The 21,773-nt window shown below is 36.2% G+C and carries 18 protein-coding genes and 2 pseudogenes; 19 read left to right on the top strand and 1 reads right to left on the bottom strand.

Annotated features, from left to right (window positions below):
• The first annotated feature begins 14 nt into the window (after positions 1-14).
• The 10 genes from IGJ14_RS11045 to IGJ14_RS11000 all read left to right on the top strand — a co-directional run bounded on the left by IGJ14_RS11045 (position 15) and on the right by IGJ14_RS11000 (position 6,442).
• Positions 15-200, top strand: coding sequence for a hypothetical protein (locus IGJ14_RS11045; protein WP_002322420.1), 186 nt, complete (start codon positions 15-17; stop codon positions 198-200).
• Between the two features lie 3 nt (positions 201-203).
• Positions 204-542 carry a hypothetical protein gene (locus tag IGJ14_RS11040; RefSeq protein ID WP_002332566.1) on the top strand — a complete coding sequence of 113 codons (339 nt, stop codon included), beginning with the start codon at positions 204-206 and terminating at the stop codon, positions 540-542.
• 148 nt (positions 543-690) lie between these two features.
• Complete coding sequence (locus IGJ14_RS11035; protein ID WP_086274646.1) at positions 691-1,188, top strand: plasmid mobilization protein; 498 nt, start codon at positions 691-693, stop codon at positions 1,186-1,188.
• Positions 1,173-2,510, top strand: a complete 1,338-nt coding sequence (locus IGJ14_RS11030) for a relaxase/mobilization nuclease domain-containing protein (RefSeq protein WP_086274648.1) — start codon at positions 1,173-1,175, stop codon at positions 2,508-2,510. Before IGJ14_RS11035 ends, IGJ14_RS11030 begins: the two co-directional genes overlap by 16 nt.
• Before the next feature lie 20 nt (positions 2,511-2,530).
• On the top strand, positions 2,531-2,845 hold the full coding sequence (locus IGJ14_RS11025; RefSeq protein WP_086274650.1) for a hypothetical protein: 315 nt from the start codon (positions 2,531-2,533) through the stop codon (positions 2,843-2,845).
• On the top strand, positions 2,838-3,332 hold the full coding sequence (locus tag IGJ14_RS11020) for a hypothetical protein (protein ID WP_086274651.1): 495 nt from the start codon (positions 2,838-2,840) through the stop codon (positions 3,330-3,332). The genes IGJ14_RS11025 and IGJ14_RS11020 overlap by 8 nt, the downstream gene beginning before the upstream one ends.
• 76 nt (positions 3,333-3,408) lie before the next feature.
• Positions 3,409-3,723 carry a hypothetical protein gene (locus IGJ14_RS11015; RefSeq protein ID WP_086274653.1) on the top strand — a complete coding sequence of 105 codons (315 nt, stop codon included), beginning with the start codon at positions 3,409-3,411 and terminating at the stop codon, positions 3,721-3,723.
• A 235-nt stretch (positions 3,724-3,958) separates the two neighbouring features.
• The gene (locus IGJ14_RS11010) at positions 3,959-4,822 is read left to right on the top strand and encodes a phosphoribosyltransferase (protein ID WP_143351164.1); all 864 of its coding nucleotides are present in this window, start codon (positions 3,959-3,961) and stop codon (positions 4,820-4,822) included.
• Between the two features lie 18 nt (positions 4,823-4,840).
• Positions 4,841-5,152 (top strand): hypothetical protein, encoded by a 312-nt coding sequence (locus IGJ14_RS11005; RefSeq protein WP_086274657.1) that lies wholly within the window; start codon positions 4,841-4,843, stop codon positions 5,150-5,152.
• Positions 5,153-5,395: 243 nt separating this feature from the next.
• Complete coding sequence (locus IGJ14_RS11000) at positions 5,396-6,442, top strand: reverse transcriptase family protein (protein ID WP_086274659.1); 1,047 nt, start codon at positions 5,396-5,398, stop codon at positions 6,440-6,442.
• 300 nt (positions 6,443-6,742) lie between these two features.
• Here IGJ14_RS11000 and IGJ14_RS10995 read toward each other — a convergent pair.
• Positions 6,743-8,073, bottom strand: a pseudogene (locus IGJ14_RS10995) (ISL3 family transposase).
• Positions 8,074-8,512: 439 nt separating this feature from the next.
• On the opposite strand from IGJ14_RS10995, the gene IGJ14_RS10990 reads away from it, so the two are divergent.
• The 9 genes and pseudogenes from IGJ14_RS10990 to IGJ14_RS10950 all read left to right on the top strand — a co-directional run bounded on the left by IGJ14_RS10990 (position 8,513) and on the right by IGJ14_RS10950 (position 21,771).
• On the top strand, positions 8,513-8,686 hold the full coding sequence (locus IGJ14_RS10990) for a hypothetical protein (RefSeq protein ID WP_195475672.1): 174 nt from the start codon (positions 8,513-8,515) through the stop codon (positions 8,684-8,686).
• A gap of 140 nt (positions 8,687-8,826) precedes the next feature.
• Positions 8,827-9,271, top strand: a pseudogene (locus IGJ14_RS10985) (protein adenylyltransferase Fic).
• Between the two features lie 398 nt (positions 9,272-9,669).
• Complete coding sequence (locus IGJ14_RS10980) at positions 9,670-9,999, top strand: hypothetical protein (RefSeq protein WP_195475673.1); 330 nt, start codon at positions 9,670-9,672, stop codon at positions 9,997-9,999.
• A 31-nt stretch (positions 10,000-10,030) separates the two neighbouring features.
• Entirely contained in the window at positions 10,031-10,366 is a 336-nt protein-coding gene (locus IGJ14_RS10975) for an ADP-ribosylglycohydrolase family protein (protein ID WP_229078364.1), read from the top strand.
• 150 nt (positions 10,367-10,516) lie between these two features.
• On the top strand, positions 10,517-11,404 hold the full coding sequence (locus IGJ14_RS10970) for a hypothetical protein (protein ID WP_195475678.1): 888 nt from the start codon (positions 10,517-10,519) through the stop codon (positions 11,402-11,404).
• Positions 11,405-11,461: 57 nt separating this feature from the next.
• Complete coding sequence (locus tag IGJ14_RS10965; protein ID WP_195475680.1) at positions 11,462-15,427, top strand: Eco57I restriction-modification methylase domain-containing protein; 3,966 nt, start codon at positions 11,462-11,464, stop codon at positions 15,425-15,427.
• The gene (locus IGJ14_RS10960; RefSeq protein WP_195475682.1) at positions 15,428-18,739 is read left to right on the top strand and encodes a DEAD/DEAH box helicase; all 3,312 of its coding nucleotides are present in this window, start codon (positions 15,428-15,430) and stop codon (positions 18,737-18,739) included. It begins immediately after the preceding gene.
• 1,341 nt (positions 18,740-20,080) lie between these two features.
• The gene (locus tag IGJ14_RS10955) at positions 20,081-20,428 is read left to right on the top strand and encodes a hypothetical protein (protein ID WP_430607780.1); all 348 of its coding nucleotides are present in this window, start codon (positions 20,081-20,083) and stop codon (positions 20,426-20,428) included.
• Positions 20,419-21,771 carry a T7SS effector LXG polymorphic toxin gene (locus tag IGJ14_RS10950; RefSeq protein WP_195475686.1) on the top strand — a complete coding sequence of 451 codons (1,353 nt, stop codon included), beginning with the start codon at positions 20,419-20,421 and terminating at the stop codon, positions 21,769-21,771. The genes IGJ14_RS10955 and IGJ14_RS10950 overlap by 10 nt, the downstream gene beginning before the upstream one ends.
• The last annotated feature ends 2 nt before the right edge of the window (positions 21,772-21,773 follow it).

The raw sequence follows: 21,773 nt of genomic DNA, 5'->3' as shown, positions 1-21,773 counted from the left end.
AAGGGGGGATTGTCATGCAATTAATTCTAAAGATTAGTACGCATGATTTCTTAGAACTTGACGAATTATGTGAATCAGTAAAGAATGCAACAAATGAAAAAATCACGGTCACTAATTATATTGAACTGATGATTCAAGAAGAATTAAAGATGAAAAATGAGCTTATGAATGAACTTAGTCACATACAAAAAGGAGCATGAAAAATGGCAAGGAAAAAACAAAAATCAATTGCAGATTTGAAAAAAGAACTCGCCGAGTTGGAGAGAAAGCTTTATCCCGAACTGGGAAAGTTTACCTATGAAAAAACAGGAATTTCATCAGTAAAAGAGTTTGAAGAAACTTTTGAGATTAATCAAAAAGGTACTCGAGAAAAATGGCAAAAGGCGGTAAATTTCGCGAATAGCGAATTTACCCTAGTGCATGAATTTCTTGCAAGCGATCAATTGTTGGAAACGAAGTTCCAACAATTTTTGAGAAGAAAAGGAGAGACAGCGTATCGAATTTTCTATCGAGAAGAGGCGCAAGAAGAAAGTGTTAGGTAGCTGATTTATCGGCTATCTAATCTCGATAAAATGCGGAGCATGAGGGTGCTCGTAGGGAGTTTACTCCCTCGACAAGCGGGGAAGGGTTCCCTTTCCCCTCGCTTGCTTCTTTTGAACTTAAAAATAATATTGGAAAGGAGAAGTGCATATGGCAATTGATGTCAGTAAACTACCATTAGAAGAAAGGCGAAAGCGATATAAACGTAATGAAGATAGTCGACGACAAAATAGGCCGATAAAGTTTCGAGTAGACGATTATCAGTACCAAGAGCTAGAAAAAACAGCAGACATTTTTGGTTTATCTGTTCCAATGTACGTGAAGAAAATCGCAGTAGACAACGCAGGAAAAAGTCTAAAATATACCGATCGACAATATAAAGAAATTAATTTTCATTTACTAGCAATAGGAAGAAATTTGAATCAATTAGTGAAAACAGCAAATTATTTGCGTGTTCAGTTAAATAAAAAAGATACCGAGATACAAAAAGAAGAACATCAGAGTATTTACTTATCTTTTACAACTAAGCAAGAGCGATTAAAGCGGCTATATGCTGAAAAAAATGACTTAATGATACAAATAAAATCAATAAGTGATCCATTGAATCGCTTGGAAAAAGAGTTGAATAAGTTATGGGCTCGATTATAAAAATTGCTTCAAAAAGTAGGAGTATTCATAATACAATTTCATATATGTTAAATAAACAAGAAGATTCTGAACTCGTGTCAGGAATTGGCGTATCGAATGATTTAAATGCTATTGAGGAATTTAAACGAACCAATGAAATTTTTGGTGATAAAGGGAAAATAAAGCTTTGGCATTTTACACAAAGCTTTGATCCACTAGAAGATATTTCCGCTGGAAAAGCACATGAGTTGGGTGTTAAGTGGGCAGAAAAAATGTTTCCTAACCAGTCAATTTTGGTCGTCACACACACAGACAAAGGGCATGTTCACAATCACTTTGGTATTTCACCAAACGATCAGCGAACAGGAAAGAAAATGGATATTCGAAAGAATGATATTCGAGTTTTGCAGGCTTGGAATGATAATATACTTATTGATAATGGAATTAGCCCACTTGATATGTATAAGTATAATCATTTAGTTGCAGATCGTGAAAATTGGAAAGAACGTGAATTTAGAACTGAAAATAAGATTTCAAATCGAGAAAAAATAAAACTAGCTGTTTCTGAAGTTGCTCAGTATGCGAAAAATTATGATGACTTTCATGCGGAATTGAAGAAAAAACATTCTATTGAGACCTATCGATTTGCCAAAAATCAGCGTATTGGGTACAAACTCTTAGATTCTGAAGGTGAGTTAATCTTAAAGATTGGCGGAAAGCGTTTAGGGCAAAACTATGATATGAATTATCTTGATGATTTGTTCACAGAAAATAAAAAAGCGGAGCAAATTCAATCTGAAGAGGTACTTACTGAAATTGCTATTCGACATCTTGGTAAATCGTTAAATGGTAGAGCGGATAGTAGAATTAATTGGCAAGAACGAGCGCAACGCTTTGAATTAGATAATGAGAATATACCATTTCTTAGATCACCAAAAGCTTATGAAAAATTTTATGACAAATATAAATTTGAAATAGAGGACAGAATAGAAATTTTATTAGATGTTTTTGGTGAGAATAAAGACCAATTCTTTGGATTTGCAGTGGAAGAGGAGCCTTTAAAGTATAAGAAGAAATGTGTAGATTTGGTGTATAAAAAAGTTGTTTATGATATCTCAGAGAGTTTATCAACTGATTATGACCAATTTAACGTTCATGATACTAAACCCGCTTTAGAACGTAATTTTAAGAAGCGTTATATTCAAGAAACAAAACGTGTTCTTTATTTATTTAATCGTGCAATTGATGATGGTACGATTGAAAAAGCTCGGAGAGAGTATGAAGAAACAGCAAGAGAAATTGATTATCAAAAACGACAAAATCAATATGATATGGACTTTTGAGTAAACAAGGAGAGGGAAAAATGAACTATCCATATTTTAAAGTCTCGGCTTCAGAAGAAACTAAAGAAATATTCAACAATTTTTACAACCAAAACAAAGGAGTTTTTGGTTCCAAGGCAAATATGTTTCGTGTTATGGTTTCAAATTTACCAGTGTTAGCTAGTCCATCAAATAATAAATTTAATGATCCTGAAAGCATTAAATTTGAACAAAAAATTTCAGAACTAGAATCAATGATAAGCAATGAAGTAATTGAAAAGCTGGATGACATTGCTCAAAAGTTATCGTATTCTCTGAAAAACAAATACAAAACGGAGGAGAAAAAAGATGTTTAAAGTTTACTTCCCGTTTCAGTGGCTCGTCAAAGGAATTCTTTTAGTGCTACTAGGATTGATTCTTTTTGGAAGTTATCTAACAATTAAAGCCAGATATTTTCCAGAAGAAAAGCCAATAAAAATTGTAACAAAAGATTTAAAAATAGGTGTAACTTACCAGGCAGATGGGGTTGAACTAACATTTAAAAATATTGAATTGACCGAAAAAAGAAATGAATTTGCACAACATGACCGTGTATTACAAGTGACCTATACACTTAAAAATGATACAGAAAATCCGATACATCCACAACAATGGTCGATTGAAAATAAGGATGGTGAAGAACTTTATGAGTATGCTATGATATTAGATAATCCAGAGTATATTGAAAGTGGTAAATCAGAAACAATAAATTACTATTATGAATTACCGAATGAAAGGCAGGAATACCAAATCGTAGTACGTAGGGCGAATGGTTATTTTGTTGGGGTACCCTTTACTTTGTAAGTCTTAATTTGTTAGTGGCTTTTAAGTTAATATCATTTTTGTGAATTTTGAAAACGAAAGTGAGGAAATTGGAAGAATGGCTGAAGAAAATAAAGTTAATCCGCTTGAAACACTAGTGATAAATAAGGAAGAGTTTGAACAACTTTTTCTTGATTTTTTTGTTCAATATGACAGGATTTATGATTTTAGTTCGTCCCTAGATTTATTTGAATTAGAAGCAGAAATAATAAAAAACAGCCAAGAGGAAGATGGTAACATTATCATTTCAGTAGAAAAGTTCCTTGAATTGTTTTCGGAAATATTTGAAATAGATACAGATTATTATCAACCACAAGAAGTTTTTCGAGAGTTTAGAAATCAGATTATTCGTTCAAGTAATATAGCAAATTGAATCAATAAAAGAAGCGTTGAAGAAAAGTTCCTTCTTTCAACGCTTCTTTTTAAAAGATTTTACAAATGTCTTATGGAGGTTTGCTTCAATGACTACTTGTAGTCATTTCGTTTAAAATAATTATGTTACACCCTTATGTGTCACAGAGAAATACTGATATAATAAGAAATAAGGTATGTAACAATAGAGTATACTTTAACGTTACACTGTCTGCCAGAAATACGAGACAGAATGATTGAATTTAGAAGGTGCTATGATTATGAAGGGAAATATTAACATTCAGACGTTCAGTCAGTTGGTTCAAATTTTTGAAATGAAATCATGGAAAGTTAACGATACAGAATCATCAAGTCTGTTTAATAGAATTTCAAGAACTTTAGCCTTACTGGATAGTAAAGAACAAGAAACTTTTTTACAGTTATTAAATATGATGGAATACTATACAATTTTTGATTATGAGACACTTTTGGCAGACGTCTTAAAAAAAATGCTTAAAAAAATGGATACTAAAAATTTTTGGTTTTCACCCATAATATCAGATAGAAGCAATCCTGATATTAAAAGTTCAATGTTAGTTACTTATTTGTTAAAATCAAATACTATACAATATGATTCAACTCTTTCAGAAATAAACATGACTTTACAAATGGATTTAAAAGAGGCGCAAATAAAAAATATAAACAATAAAAAACGATATTTGGTTTTAATTGATGACTTTATTGGCACGGGGGCGTCAGCTGTTAAGGCAGCTGAATACTTTATTAATAAAGGTGTTTTAAAAGAAAAAATTGTAATTCTTTCTCTTGTAACGATGACCAAAGGAATAGAGTTGATTATAGAAAAAGATTTTAATTTTTTCTATGCTACAACAAGTTTATCTTTATCAGAAAAAATTGAGTCATTCATTGAAGAAGATAAAATAGTATTCGAAAAAAATGTTGAAGCTATATCAAAAAGAATCGGTATTAAAGCAGAGGATTTTTGGGGATTTGAAGGGAGTAAAGCAGTTTTAAGTATGATTAGAGTACCTAATAATACTATTGGGGCTTTTTGGAAAGCAAAAAATAAATTAAATGTTCCATTTCCGAGATTTAGTTGAGTGAAAGAAGGAATGAATATGAAGAAATCAAAAGAACGCTTGGAACAAATAAGCTTTAGCATTTTACGAACTGTAAAAGCTAATGCAAATATTGAAATTTTGATAAATGATGAGTTTACTTACTTTGACTTAATGAAAGCTTTAGAGGATCTCAAAAGAAATCAATTACTACGAGACTATTTGGGTAAATTAGAATTAACAAAGCATGGTATGGAAGAATTAATTAACTTGGAAGCAACTATGGAAATCGGGAATGTGGGTAATTTAATAATTCCTGACTTCAGATATTTTATTGAAAAAATTGGTGTAAATGATGTATACTTACCATGACCTCCCACTAGTTTAATACTCCATATGGAGCATGGTTTAGTGAGTTCGCTAAGCTAAAAAGAACTGATTTACAAGCTTACAGCTTAAAGAATTTTCCCTTCGGAGAAGAAAAAAATCCTTTAAGCTGATGGAAATTTGCAAGCAAATTATCCATTCTCAAAGTGGCCCGTAATTTTGACTGCATCAAAATTACAGTCCATTTGAGGGTAAATAGAAAGAATTAGGTAGCGGGAGGTCTTTTTTATGAATAACGATGAATGGGAAAATTATAAGAAGATTTTCGAAAAAATAGCACGTAAAAATGGAAAATCTCAGAATTATATCAATAAGAATCTACAATATGCTGAAATGTTAGTGAAAAATAACATGCCAATCATTTACAATGCTGATCATTTGGGGCTATTGATAGGAATAAAATCTAGCTATTTCTATAAAGTCACCAATGAAGATAAATTATTTTATAGAAAGTTTTCAATAAAAAAGAAAAATGGTGACAGCCGAATCATCCATGAACCACTACCTAATCTAAAGATCATTCAGAAATGGATTTTAGAGAATATTTTATATAAACTAGAAGTTAGTAAGTTTGCTAAAGCATACATACCGACTATATCGGTCAAAGATAATGTTCGCTTTCATAGAAAGCAAAAGTACGTTTTAAAGCTAGACATAAAGGATTTTTTTAGTTCCCTCTCAGAAATACATGTTTATAAAATCTTTAAAAAAATAGGGTATACAGATAGTTTATCGGTTTTACTGAGTAAACTATGTACTTTGAAGGGTGTCTTACCTCAGGGCGCAAGCACTAGTGCATATCTCTCTAATTTAATTCTTCTTGATTTTGATAAATCTGTAAGTTTATATTGTTTAGAAAGAAGTATACGATATACGAGATATGCAGATGATTTGACTTTTTCTGGGGAATTTGATCATAAAGCGCTCTTAAATTTTATTGATTATAAGTTGAAAGCGTTGGGTTTGAAACTTAATCAAAGTAAAACAAGATTATTGAGACAAAATCAAGCTCAAGTAATTACTGGTATTGTAGTAAATGAAAAAATCCAAGTCCCTAGAGATTATCGAAAAAGAATAAGGTTAGAAGTTTATTATATTAAAAAGTTTGGTATATACAATCATTTGAAAAGTAATCACTCTAAAGTTGATGCTAAAACCTATCTTAAGGCTTTAAATGGAAAGATTAATTATTGTCTATTTATAAATCCTAATGATTTGGATATGAAAAATTATAGAGATATAATAGAAGATGCTTATCAAAAACTCTCTATTTAAAAATCATTGAATAGTAACTATGACTAACTATCGTTAGTAAAATTAATTTAATGGCTGAAACAGAATAACTTGAATCCTCAAATAACTTCTCTACCTGCTGTTTTGGCTACGATATTGGCTACGTTCTCGATGATAGTACCTGATAATATACACTGTCAGTCTATGGCAATTTATTAAATGAAATATCTATATAAAGACTATTCCTTTCCTTTGATTCCCAAAAGAGTCATTGGAAGGGTCTGTGGGGTAAAAAATAGGCTCTTCGACAAGTAGTGTTGGTGAATTCAAATTGAAAGAATTTCATCGAGAATCAATCAAAGCAGAAAGAAGCTTAGATTGATTCTTTTTTGTATTGGATTGGTCTTGAAAAACTAATCCTTGAATCAAGTAAATTCGGTCACGAAAATGGAGAAAGTTACGGTAACCATAAGCAACGCGTTTGATCACCTTGATTTTATTGTTTGCCCCTTCTAACGCCCCGTTACTATAGGGTGTTTGAAAGGCATTCTCGATGCCTGTTCTATATTTATTGAAGAAAGTGAGTTTCTTACGAAACCACTCAGGAAGTTGTGTATCTAAGGTGTTCACCACTTCGAAAAGTAGTTCGTATCCTTTTGTTTATAATGATAAAGAAGGAGTTGGCAGGTGTCATAAGCCAGCTTCAAGGTGGAATCATAGCTTAGTAGTTCATCGACAATCGCTTTTTCAGTCATTGGTCGCTTAAAGGAATAATCATAACGGTAATGAGAACTATTTAATAGATAAGAATCCTTTAGAAGCAACTTCCAGAAACGTTTGAATCGTTTGTACTTCAGGCGATCATTCTTGCGAGAAGTGTTCATGATTTGAATCCGTAAATGGTTCAATGACCGGTGGATATGTTGGATAATATGAAACCGATCCGTGACAATTTGTGCATGGGGAACAATACTTTTCGCTAATTCAAAATAAGGAGCGTTCATATCCATGACGATATATTGGACGTTTTCTCTTGCTTGACGGGTGTAGCGAGAGAAATAGGTACGTAAATAAGCAAGTTTACGACTTTCAAGAAGACCTAGAATCTGATTGGTTTGGCCATCCATGAAGATAAAGCTCATTTTCCCAACACAAGATTTCATCGCTTTAAATTCATCAAAGCAAAGAACAGAAGGCAAGTAGTCAAAGCAGACTTTCACGTTCTTCACGGCTACTTTCATGATACGTAAAATCGTTACGTCCGATACGAAGTACAGGATGGCAATGTTTTTTCTACTGGAGTTGAACGCTAATTCTGCCATGATTTTTCATTTCATGTCGACAGAAATCGAACAATTTCGATCGACTAAAGAAGTTTCAGCGGAGAAAGTTGCGCCACACTCTTTACATAGAAAGCGAGTTTTTTTAAGACTTAAGACAGTTTTGTTTGAACGAATCGGCAGTAATTGAATCGTGGTTTTGTGAGTACCATACTTAATTACTTGTCCTTCGTTTTTAATCCCACATCTTGTACAACAAGAGGGAGTGTAATCTAAGCGACCATGAATCACATGGAAGGTAATCCCTCCTTGTTTCTTTTCAGAAAGCCAATCTGTAGGGAAAATGATATTTTCATCTGTTAAACCGAGTAATTTTTTAGTATGATAGTCCATGGAGATATCCTTTCTTGATGAGTTGGTTTTGGTCGACTTAATTCTATCAATTTGGATATCTCTTTTTCTATCTTTTTTTACAAAAAATAATGTTGATGGAAAACAAAATTGTTTTCCATCAACACTAGATATTTATAGGACCAAATTATGGAGAAGATGTTTGAATTGATTGTCACTGATTTTGATGTATAGCATATTTTTTAATAAGGATAGATAATGATGAAAAAAACAATTCGTTATGATGCAGATACTGCAAAGAAATTAGATGAAATTCAGATTTATTGTAAAGAAAATTTCGTTAGCAAACTTATAGTGGAATGATCAAAGTTTTAGCGGATACTTTTTATGATTTGTTTATCCGAAGTTCAAATAACGATTATCAATCCAGATTGGATCAGTTAAAAAGTAAAAAAAGATACTAGCATTAAAAAAAACAATCATGAATACTAATATCTTACGAAAGCAAAATGATTTAACGCTGTATGTCTTACTGACGATCTTCAATCTAGTTTTTGCTGAAAAGTATATGCAATCAGGGGCTGATATTGAATCGCTTATGAACAATGATCCTAACACTCCACAGGCAAAACTATTGAATGAAGTTATGCAGTAAATCGTAAAAGATGCAGAAAGAAATAAGACTGTTAAAAACAAGCAAAAAATGAAATAATAGCACTAGGAAACCTATAGAGTAAAGAGGTGAAAGGATTGGCCGTACTATAAAATTTACTTGGAAGAGACAACCAAGCGGAATTGGCGAAAGCCGAAGAAAAATTAAGCAAGGTTCGTGCAAAGGGACTTGTTGAAGCAGGCGTGATTGATACGTTTGAAATCGGAACCTTCAAAGGTTTATCACAAATTCATGTCTATCCTTTTGCAGGGTAGATCCGGACGGTCGATTTGGCGAAAGGTTAATTAGGGTTTGAGCTGATCGTTTATCTGAAGCAGGCGTGCCACCAGAATTTGGATCGATCAAATTTTGAAAGTAGAACTGCAAAAAGTTGTCGATTGGAATTTAGTTGATAAAGACGAATATCTAACGGCTATGATCCTTAGTCCAGTCAGCGATTTTCAAATCAAAGAATTGCTGAAAGGTGCTTTGACCGATAAAGTCAACGATCATGAAACATTCTTCAAAGGAATTGACGCTAGTTATTACTATGAAGGTTACACTGAGTTTAAAACAAGTGATCTCTAAAGGAGTGAGTTTGATTGAAAAAAAGATTGCGTAAAAAGATGGCTAAAAAAATTCTTCGCTAGATCAATCAATGCAAGAATTAATGGATTATGCAGACGGTAAAACTGACGGTTTTTGATTAATAGTTATAATGACGGTCATGTAGCGCAGGCGCTGAACGAATTGGGATCAGGCGATGTGACTCGATTTGATTCTTATGAGGATCTTCTTGAAGATTTGAATAAAGAGGATCCAACCGAAAAGAATTGCTAAGCTTGCGAAGGAAACCTCAAACGTGAGGGCTATAGATAGAAATGAAAAATTTAATGAATGGTTAAATGAGGATGAATAGCTTTATTTTCTTTTCCTGGTATAATAACCGTTTAACATAACTATAAAGTGAACAGAGATGGGTCATGATGACGAGAAAACAGTATCAAATTGAGGATTACAAGGAACTTATTGATATTTTACAGGAGGACGTTGGCGTACCTTTAGAGTACGATTTAACAAGAAATGTATTGAATGTAAATGCAAGCGGTGTACCAACTGAAGCTATGGTTAAATGCAATATTCCGAATCGTATTGCGATTGCTAAATTGGCTTTGAATTATAAAAGAGTAGGATATGTCACTAGAGTTCTTGATGCCAGTATCCGATTTGCCGAAAAGCATGAATTGAAGAAAATTGAGATTGAAGAGGAGCTTCCTTGGGTTAAAGAACTTGAAGTAAATAGCAAAAAATTATAATGTGTTGCAGGGAAACATCCCAAACAGTGTTTTGAAGAAAGTTCAAACGGACTTTGTATCCGATTTTCGCAACTATTTGAAATTTTTTTTGGGGTATCAAATTTATTATCGAGATTTGTTTGCTGCGGATTTCGTTAGGCTTATACCGGCGTCTTTCGGATATATTGTGGATGCGTTGAAAGCGGTAGTTTGGTGTCTTTTGGCGAAGGGTGATTATCGTGAGGCGATGCTGACGGCGGTTAATCTTGGTAGTGATATGTATACGGTAGCGGTGAACACTGGAAGTTTGTTTGGGCTGTTTATGGGTACATGTCAGATTATGAGCGAGAAGTTTGTTGGAAATAACAATACTGTTGAGTTAGATTAAAGCTAGATAGAGATTTTCAGTTGTTTATATTTAACTTAAACATTGGTACAATAAGGATGTACCAAAGCAGCTGATAATTTTAGACGGTATTGCTGTCGCTTTGCAGTTGTACCGTTTTTTAGTATTTAATTAAAATAGGAGGTGTGATTTTTGAAAGAATCTTTAGCAGCAGAAGAGATCGACATTAATGAGAACATCTTACTGCGCCAATCAAGTGAGCTGTTGAAGCTTTTGTTGAAAGACCGCACGACCGGCAGAAATATCATCTGGGCTACCAATACGTATGAAAAAATGGGTAAAGGCTATAAAGCAGCAGATAGCATCACGATCAAGCACGTCACCGGCACGCAGCAAACACTGATCCGACCAAGAGTTGAAAAACTGAAGTATGAACAAAAAAATCGGACGAAAGGCAAAGCGGAGGTGTTTACAACAACATGGATCGTCAAGCTGCAAGCGGATATCGTTGATGAGGAATTTCAGCTTTTGCCATTAGAAGAGTACGTTGAAAAAACTTGGTTGGAAATCACTTCCGGTGAAGCGCCGTATATGGTCAGCCGTTATGATTCAGTGACAGGCGAATATTTATCAATCAGTGAGCGTGTGGGATTTGTCGATCGAAAATTAAAACGAATCAGCGATGAAGTCGCTGACCCGTCAGAATGGATCAGACTCGTCAAAAAAGCGTATCAAGCGAGCTACGGCTATGAATATCAGGGTGATTCGCTCTTGATTGCGCGGGAGAATCTGCTGTATACCTTTATTGATTATTACCACGAAAAATTCAATCATGTACCGGATCTGGAGCTGCAAATAGAAATTGCCAAAATTATCAGCTACAACGTGTTTCAAATGGATGGTTTGAAATATATTATCCCGCTAAGCGACCAAGCCGATGATATCGAACAGTTAGATTTGTTCGGCGGCTTTGAAGAATTCGCTGAGATCGCTGAACCAAAAGGTATTTTCGTTAAGATCAAGGATTGGCAGGCGAATAAACTAATTGAGTTTCGTTCGCTGGGAGATTCGGAGGAATAGCGGTCAGGAGAACTTGTCTGAAGTTCTAAACATAGGGAAATTGGGGAGTGGAGACGATTGGCAACAGCAATATATGAGACTGAGATCATCGATGAATTGATTCAAGGCTATTTGCCGCACTCGATCTATGCATTTGAAACGAATACTTATCCGAACTATCTGAAAGTCGGCGATACTAATCGAAAAGTTTCGATCCGGCTAGCAGAGTGGGCAACGATCTACGAAAATCTTGAAAAAAGATACGAAGCAGAAGCGATGATTGTCGATGAAAATGGCGAAAAAACGATTTTCTTCAGAGATTATGCGCTGCATGCTTTTCTGGAAAAAGAGAAAAAACGGGAGCGGCTGTCTAACACGGCATGGCAGCAAGAATTTTTTAAAGAGGCGACGACTGATGATTTAGATGAAGGTCTGAAGGATATCAAGCAGGAGTTTTCCAAAGAGGGTAATCGGAAATATCGGTATTATCATGTTGGGGAGGAGAATTCTCAAGTGGAAGAACATTGGCGCCCTACAAAGGATTATCTTCCTCGACAAAATCAAAAAGAAGTGATCGAAAATATCGTTGCCGCTGTTAATGCGGAGAAGAAAAATCTGCTGCTGTATGCGGTTATGCGTTTTGGAAAATCGAATGTCGCGATCTGGGCAGCACAAAAACTGAACATGAAATTGACTGTGATCGTTACGGGGAAAGCAGATGTGGAGGCTGAGTGGCAAAAAACAGTAGAATCACATAAAGATTTTACGAATTTTGTTTTTACCAAAGCTAATGGGTTTGAAGAAGCTTCCCAAGAATCAGAGAATCAAGATAAAAATTTCGTGGTCTTTGCCACTTTGCAAGACCTTGCTGGCAGTTTGAAAACGGTCAAAAAGAAACATGAATTTCTTTTCAATCAAAAAATCGATTTTCTAGTGATCGATGAAACGCATTTCGGCGCGCGCGCTAAAGTTTTCGGCAATGTGTTGAAAAGCAAGGAAGATCCAGATTCTTCACGGTTTGACGGTACTGTTTTGAGCGAAAGTCAATCAGGAAAGGTGATGGTTAATGTACTGAGCCTGAATCCAGATGTAACGCTACATTTATCTGGCACACCTTACCGAATCTTGCTTAGTGGCGAGTTCGATCAAGCTGAGATAGTGGGTCAAATCCAGTTTGCGGATATTTTGGAAGCAAAACGGCAATGGATAAAGGATCATCCCGTAGAATATGAAGAAACACCATGGGAAAACGATTATTTCGGATTTCCGGAAATGTTGCGTTTTGCCTTTAAACCGGATAAAAAATCAGAAAGTCTGCTGAATAAACTGAAGGCTGATGGTGCTTCAGCCGAATTGAATATCTTGTTTCAACCGCGAAGCACTAAAGATGAAGACGGCGCAACGACTAAGTTTACTTTTGAATCTGAGGTACTAACGCTGCTAAAGGCTATCGACGGCTCTGAACCGGATGAAAATATCTTTCCGTTTTTAGATTATGACAATATTAAACGCGGTAAGCTGACGCAGCATATGGTTTTTGTCCTGCCATATAAAAATTCCGCTGATGCGATGGAACGCCTGCTTGCGGCTGAAAAGGAAAACTTCAAAAATTTAAATCAGTACGAGATCCTCAATGTAGCCGGCAATACAACGACATTAAAAAAAGTTAAAGAGGTTACCGACAAGATTGCTGAACTGGATGCCTCTGGCAAGAAGACGATCACTTTAACAGTCAATCGTATGATGACAGGGGTAACTGTACCAGAATGGGATACGATGGTCTTTATGAAAGACACCGCAAGTCCGCAAGAATACGATCAAGCAATCTATCGGCTACAATCACCTTGGATCAAGGATATCCTCGATAAGGAATCGGATGAATCAGTCGGCAAAGAAGATATGAAGCCGCAAACCCTGCTGATCGACTTTTCGCCGAATCGCGTCTTCAAGATCGAATCTGAACGTGCGCTGATCGTCAACGCCTCCAAAGACCGTTCCGGTAATGATGAACAAGAAAAAGAATTACAACGCAGCTTTCAGTATTCACCGATCATTTATTTGAACAAAAATAAATTGGCGAAAGTCACACCGGTCGATATCATCAAACATATCCGGGAGTATTCAGAAAAAAATAGTATCAAAGATGAAGCGTTGAGTCTGCTGATCGACTTTGATCTGTTGAACGTGCCTGAGATCTTTGATGTAATCAAAAAACAGCCGGTACTAGATCCGAAAAAAGGCTTGCTGAAAGCAGCTCATGAAGGTAACGAGACAGAATTGGAAATACCTGAAGCAGCTAAAGACAGTAAGAATAATAAGGCGAGGCTGGACAAAGCGGCTGGAATGGGTACAGATAAAAAAAAAGATGAAACCAAAGATATCGAAAAGAAAATGCGCGCTTACTACGCTCGTATCTTGATCTATGCCTTTTTAACGCCGAGACGTGTCCGCAATCTAAGCGAGATCATCGACTCGATCGGCAGCAATGAACGACTTACACGACATTTAGCATTAGACAAGACTTTCTTGTTCTTGATGAAAGAAAGGCTGAATTTTGCTGTCCGTACAGCTTTGGACAATAAGATTGAAAACATCGGCGAATTACGCAGTGAAACACAAAACGATAAAATCACCGAAAAATTAGCCCGCTTAGGCAATATTTCTTCTAATGAAGTCATCACACCAGTCGAAGTCGCTCAAAAAATGGTCGATGCGTTGGTGACCGACGAATTTATCGCCGAATATAAAGAACAGCCCAAAAAAATCCTTGATCTGACTGCAAAATCAGGCGTCTTTTTGATTTGTGCTTATCAAAAGCTGAAAGCAGCTGGGATCGCCGAAGCAATTTTAAAAGACAATCTGTACGCGGTCGCGACTTCACCGATGACTTATGAATTCACTAGAGTGGTATTTGAAACGTTCGGCTGGAATCTGGATCATTTGGCGGATGTGGATCAACTGAGCAGTCAGCAGATCATCAAGGAAAAAGAGAGTACAACGATTCAAAAACTAAAAGATGGATATGGAGATGAGAATGTGAAATTTGATGTATTAATCGGGAATCCACCGTATCAAGAAGAAGCAAAAGGTGCAGGACGGCAAGCAACACCGTTATATAATCTATTTGTTGAGGCGGCAAAAAATTTGAATTCCGATCGTATTTGTATGATTATCCCATCAAGATGGTTCGCAGGCGGTATGGGATTGAATGGATTTAGAAAATCTATGATGAACGATAAACATTTAAAAAGACTTGTGGATTATACAAACTCAAAAGATTGTTTTCCAGGTATCAGTATTAGTGGGGGGGTCTGCTATTTTTTACGTGATGTAAACTATTACGGTGATTGCAAATTTACGAATATTACAAATAGTGAAAAAGATACGATGGTTCGTCCATTGAACGAGTTTCCAGTATTAGTAAGATACAATAAAGCTGTATCTATTATTCATAAGGTGTCGCAGAGTGGAGAAGTTTCTTTGAATACAATTATGAGTCCTTTGATGCCCTATGGATTATCCACAAATTATAGAGGGACATCTGAACCGAGTAGTCAAGACGACTTAGTTTTGTATGCGAGCAATGGATCAACTTTTATTTCTAGATCTGTTATTACGAAAGGACAAGACACAATCAATAAATATAAAATCTTAATCAGCAAAACGAGTGCAGAACACGCGGGAGAACCAGGAAAAGATGGGAAATTCAAAGTTATTCCCTCGTCAATGCGAGTTATTGGTCCGAACGAAGTCTGTACACATTCATATTTTGTTATGGGAGCATGGGATGATAAAAATATTGCTGAAAATGCATTTTTATATATGAAAACAAGGTTTGTACGTTTATTAGGATTACTTGCTATTAGTGGATTTGGATTAGCTAAACAGACATTCCATTTCGTACCTCTCCAAGACTTCACCCTAAATTCCGACATCAACTGGTCACTATCCATCCCCGAGATCGACCAACAACTCTACGCTAAATACGGCTTATCCGAAGAAGAAATCAACTTCATCGAAACCAAAGTGAAGGAGATGGAATAAATGAACATCACCACCATGATCGCTCCGAAACGTGAGATCAAGCCGACGATCTACGCTTATATCACACCGACGAATACCGCCAAAGAAGGTTGGATCAAAATCGGTTATACGGATCGTGATTCGGATAAACGCATTTGGGAACAGACGCATACTGTTGGGATTGAGCCGAAAAAATTATGGGCGCATGAAGCGCGTTTTAACGGCGGCGGATATTTTTCTGACCGGGATTTCCATGCGTTTTTGCGCAAAAACGGTGTGCGGCGCAATAAAGGGACGGAATGGTTTTTCTTTAATGGTCATCCTGAAAAGGCTTTGGCGTTGTATCGGGAGTTTGTTTTCAAAGACTATTCCAAAGTTCAAAAAGAGCAGCAGCTGACTTATCGTTTGCGTGATGAACAGGAAGCAGCAGTTGAGCAGACTTTGGAATATGCAGAAGAACATCCAAGCGGAGAATTTTTGTGGAATGCCAAGCCGCGTTTCGGCAAGACATTGGCTTCATATGATCTAGTGCGCAAGCTGGAAGCGCTGAATGTCTTGATCGTGACGAATCGCCCAGCGATCGCGAATTCTTGGTTCGATGATTTTACGAAATTTATCGCTTGGCAGACCGAATATAAGTTTGTCAGCGAATCGGATTCTTTAAAAGATCGTGCGCCGATGTCGCGCAAAGAGTTTTTAGATTATGCGGTCGATCATGATAATACGAAACAGATCGCGTTTTTGAGTTTGCAGGATCTGAAAGGTTCGCTGTATTTTGGCGGCGGCTATGACAAATTGAAATGGGTGGCGGATACAGATTGGGATATTTTAATCATCGACGAAGCACATGAAGGCGTTGATACATTTAAAACTGACATCGCTTTTGAAAAAATCAAACGCCAATTCACGCTGCATCTCTCCGGCACACCATTTAAAGCAATCGCCAAAGGTTCTTTTGCTGATGAGCAGATTTTCAACTGGTCGTATGAAGATGAACAAGCCGCTAAAGATAGTTGGACCGGCGAGGAAAATAATCCTTATGAAAATCTACCGCAACTGAATATGTTTACTTATCAGATGTCGCAGATGATTACCGATGAAGTCAATCAAGGCATGACTTTGGAAGATGGCAACAATCTCGATTTTGCATTTGATTTGAACGAATTTTTCGCTACAAAAGATAACGGTAGATTCATCCATGAAGCCGATGTCAAAAAATGGCTGGATACATTGACTCACAATGAGAAATATCCATTTTCCACACCCGAATTGCGCAGTGAGCTGAAACACACTTTTTGGCTGTTGAATCGGGTCGCTAGTGCGAAAGCTTTGCAGACGCTGTTAAAAACCCATCCAGTTTTTGAAAACTATGAGATTATTCTAGCGGCAGGCGATGGTAAAGCAGAGGGTGAAGACACTGCTGAAAATGAAAAATCATTAGCAAAAGTGCAAAAAGCGATCAAAACTTATGATAAAACGATTACACTTTCTGTCGGTCAGCTGACCACTGGCGTAACGATTCCAGAGTGGACTGCAGTAATGATGTTGAGTAATTTGAAATCGCCCGCATTGTATATGCAAGCCGCTTTTCGAGCACAAAATTCTAATGTTTGGACTGAAACAGTCAACGGTGAAGAAGTGAGGTATCAAAAACAAAATGCTTATGTATTCGATTTTGCGCCAGAACGAACACTGATCATTTTTGATGAGTTTGCGAATAATTTATCGACGCATACCGCATCCGGCGGCGGCACGACTAAAGACCGCGAGAAAAATATCCGCCGTCTGCTGAATTTCTTCCCGGTCATTGGTGAAGACAGCGAAGGTCAGATGATGGAACTGGATGCAGCCCAAGTCTTGAAGATTCCTAAAGCGATCAAAGCTGCCGAAGTCGTCAAACGCGGCTTTATGAGCAATCTGTTATTTGCCAATATTGCTGGTATCTTCCAAGCACCGCAAGTTGCTTTGGATATTTTGGATAATATGGAATATGTCTCACAAGGCAAAGTCACAAAGCCGGAAGACAAAGCACCGATCGACACGAAAAAGATCAAGGTCGATCAAGACGGCCAAGCAATGTTTGAACCTGAGGTCGTGATCAATAAAAGCAATGTGATTTTTGGTAAAAAACAGTATAAAACTGAAAAACTCCAAGTTATCGTCGCAGAAAAAGTCAAACCGATCGCAGACAAAAAATCTGCCTCGCAGTTTTCAACTACGATCAGTAAAACAGTCGTTGAGGAGATGTTTAAACCACAATTAGCAGAAGTCAAAGAAGAGTATAAGCTCACTGCAAATACGGCTAAACAAATCGAAAAGAAAGTCGCAGAAGAAATCAAAACAGTTGTTGAAAGAGCGAATTCAGACTATTTGATCGAAAAAGCCCACATCGATAATGCCTTAAAAGAAGAAATCAAAAAAGCGGAAGACGAAGAAAAACGTGAAACAGTCAAAGCACAGTATCAAGAAAAAATTGAAAAAGCAGAGAAAACATATCAAGAAGAAGTCCAAAAACGCGTAATTGAAACCGTTGAAAAAAAACAAAAAGAAATCATCGAGACTCAAGAACGCAAAATCAAAAATAAAACCAAAACTGAAGTCGAAGAAGATGTCCGCGGACGCCTGCGCGGTTTTGCCCGCACAATTCCAAGCTTTATTATGGCGTATGGCGATGATGATTTGACTCTGACAAACTTTGATCAATACACACCAGCAAACGTGTTCCAAGAAGTCACCGGCATCACCGTCGATCAATTCCTATTCTTGCGAGATGGCGGCGATTACGAAGAGAAAGGCGAGCAGCATCATTTTACCGGAAAATTATTCGATGAAGTCGTGTTTAATGAATCTGTTCAAGAGTTTTTACGAAAAAAAGCGGAACTAGACAATTACTTTGAAGAAAAAGATGAAGATATCTTTGATTATATCCCGCCGCAAAAAACGAATCAGATCTACACTCCAAAATGGGTCGTGAAGATGATGGTCGATGACCTGGAAAAAGAAAATCCCGGTATTTATGATGATCCGGATAAAACATTCGTCGATCTCTATATGAAGTCGGGCTTGTATATTACAGAAATCGTTAAGAGATTATATAATAGCTCGGTGATCAAGGTGGTATTTCCAGATGATAGTGAGCGGATCAAGCACATTTTGGAAAATCAAGTTTATGGATTTGCACCAACTGAGATCATTTACAAGATTGCCACCAATTTTATTTTCGGAAATCTGGATGCATCGATCAGCCGGGATAATTTCTTGCAAGAAGATACTGTACCTTACGCGAAGAAAGGAAGATTGCAAGATTTGATTAATTCATCATTTGGGGAGTAGAACTACGAGATACGATCAATTTTTTTATTTTTTGGAGCAGAAAAAACGATTTTTAATATCCCGTTTTATTAATTGTCATCTGTTTTGATTTCTGAAATAGCTCCTCAAAAGAGTTAGAGTTTTGAATGCCATAGTGAATGCCATTTCGTTTATTTTAGTTGAATAACATTGATTGTGTAATAACTAAAAAATAGGATAAACCTCTGATGCTAAGCGATTTTGCTGGCTGTTAAAATCGTGATCATTAGATGGAAGAGTCTGTGGGATAAGTAAATGAATTATGCGGTCTCTTTGTTAATAAGGACTGCGGATGAGTTCAATCAAGTAAAAGAGTGTGGGACAATCATCAGAAAATATCTGATGATTGTCCCATTTTTTCGTTTTTTTTTAATTTAAGGAACGAAAATTTTGTAAACTAATGATAAAGTTTAGAAAGATTGATATCATTGATGTCAGTTAAATATATGGGATAATAATTTTTCTGAAAATATTAAAAGGTTTATTCTTTTTATCAAAAAACTGATGCAGAACCTTGTGTATAAGAGTTTAAGCAACTCGTCAAGGAACGTTTGGGAATAAGTCGTTGTTGATGTCGTAATGGGATACTGTTGCGTATCAAGTGAGTATTCTTGGTGACAAGAAGAAAGCCAGTGTAAAAGCATTGGAACGCAAAGAACGTGTGCAAAGTGTGACCAAATGTAAGGTAGCGAACTTGTCGGGACGATAATAGAAAGCTAAGTTGATAAGACTTAGCCTCTCCGTGAAGAGATTTGCTAAGGGATTGGTATTTCACACTGGCGGAAACATCCAAAGAAGTCCTTCGCCGTGAAGTGATTAGAAATAATCTATAAGACAAGAAACGCGTGAGAGTAGCAGAAGGCGGTATATGTTGATACTATCATAATCAAAATATACCGAATGCCCCTGTGGAATTTGTAGGCTGTCATGCCTGACCACATCTCGTAAAGCTGCAATATGCCAGCGGTCGCTCCGACTGGTACGGTATTGTAGAATGTGTGACTGAACAACATTGCAATCGCATGGCGTAGAGAGAGACACTCCGCATAGTTTTTTGGTAAAGGGCGTAAGCCTTTTTCTTTTGCATTTTTTTATATTCAAAAGAACAAATACAAAGAATTGAGCGATTATGATATCAAAACTACATTTTATGAGATTTTTAGTTTTTCGATTTGTATATTTGGTAAGCTTTACTTAGAATGCGCTTTCTTCACAAAGGTTTATGATATATCTTGGAAGTAGCGAAATGTTCTTTAAAGCGGCAAAATTATTACTTCTAAGAAGGTTCAAATCAAATGTATGAGATTGAATGGAGGTAAGTAAATGAATGATGAAATGCTAAAGAATCAACAAGAAATTGTCAAAGTGGAACAGCATCAAGAAAAATTATCGAATGAAAAACGTGTATTAGAAGAAAAACTGCTTCAGTTGCAAGATGTACTTCAAAGAGGTTTTCAACAATTAGCTGAATCAAACCATGAGGCATTGCAACGAGGTTATACCTCAACACAGTGGTTACATAAAAATAATGAAACAAAACAACATAGTTTTCAACGTCAGTTAAGACAAGCCAATGAGGAATTAAATGATACATATAATAAAGCGATACAGAAATTAGAAATAGAACGAGAAGAATTACAAGCGCAGAGGAGAAACCTCTCATGGGATTGATTTATGTCAGTAGTGAATCTTCGGACTTTATGTCTGCACTTAAAAGTAATTTAGAAAGTGGCAAAGAAACAGTTAGTCAATTGAAATCGGGGAGTCAAAAAGTTGTCTCAGCAGTAGATGGCAAGCAATTATCTGGTGCGGCTTATACAGCAGGAAAAGGTTTATTCACGGACTTGGTCATTCCAACGATCACCCGCACAACAAATACCATTGAACAGATTGAACAAGAATTGAAAAAATACCAAAATGCCGATAAAATAGTGGCAAGTGAAGGCGAATTGAATGAAGATAAGTTAAATCAACAGATACAAGTCACACGTACAATGAAAAACTCAGTGGACCAGACCTTATTTTTCGTCCGATTACAAACGACACTGAACCCAATTGCAAGTGTACTAGATACATTGTTGAATGTTCAAAGAGAGTTGGAACGAATGACTGATAGCTTTCAACAAGACATCGATCATTTACAAAATCAACTAAGAAAACTACAGGATTTTAATACACAAACAAGTGGTTTATTTGCTAATAGTCTAAATGAGTTGAAGATAGCGATGCAAGGTGTATTGATATTAAATAATACGACAATCAAAAGTGATGGCTCATACTCATTACCAAAAGGTACAAATAAAAGTTATTTTGAGAAAATAAAAAAAGACGTATCTTTGGTTATTGAATCAGGAGATCAAGAGATTGAGTTAATCAAAGGTACAGATAGTCTAGAAGAAATCAATCGCAAAACAATTGCTTGTGCGAATATAGGAATCAATCCTTATACAGGAAAGAAGATCAGCCAGGAAGAAGCGAATAAATTCAAATATGCTGCATGGTCAGGAACCCTTACAAATATTGGCGATACAGTGATGGGCGCATATTATGGAAATAAAGGTGCTTCGAGATTAGATGGCGTCGATGATGTTGGGAGTGTCAAGAAAAAATCTAATAGTGAGAGTACTGGTGGGGCTACTCAGAAAGTTATTTTTGAATTTAAGAGTCCTGTGTTAGATGGCAAGCGAGTCGGGGGTGGAACAACAGTTGATGATATAAAACCAATTTGGGGAAAAGATCCTTTAGGCAAACCAATTATAGATAAGGAATTTCCACATGTTCCAAAAGAACATGGATTTAGCAACATTGTTGACAATTATCCAACTGTTGCAAATGAGTATTCTTTAGTTGGTGGAGATGGAATTAGTAGAAGATTTTTTCAAATTGAAGGAAGTAACAATGGAAAAATAGGTGTTTTTGAATGGATTGTCGAACCTAATGGTAATATAAGCCATAGAAGATTTATAAATGGTGGTACGTTGACTGGAAAACCAAATCAAGTTCCTAAAAAATAAAA

Origin of the sequence: Enterococcus sp. DIV1304_2, assembly GCF_050555445.1 — a bacterium.
Taxonomy (GTDB): Bacteria; Bacillota; Bacilli; order Lactobacillales; family Enterococcaceae; genus Enterococcus_B; species Enterococcus_B pernyi.
The sequence above is the reverse complement of the archived record's forward strand: the minus strand, read 5'-3'. Positions and strand labels throughout refer to the sequence as shown.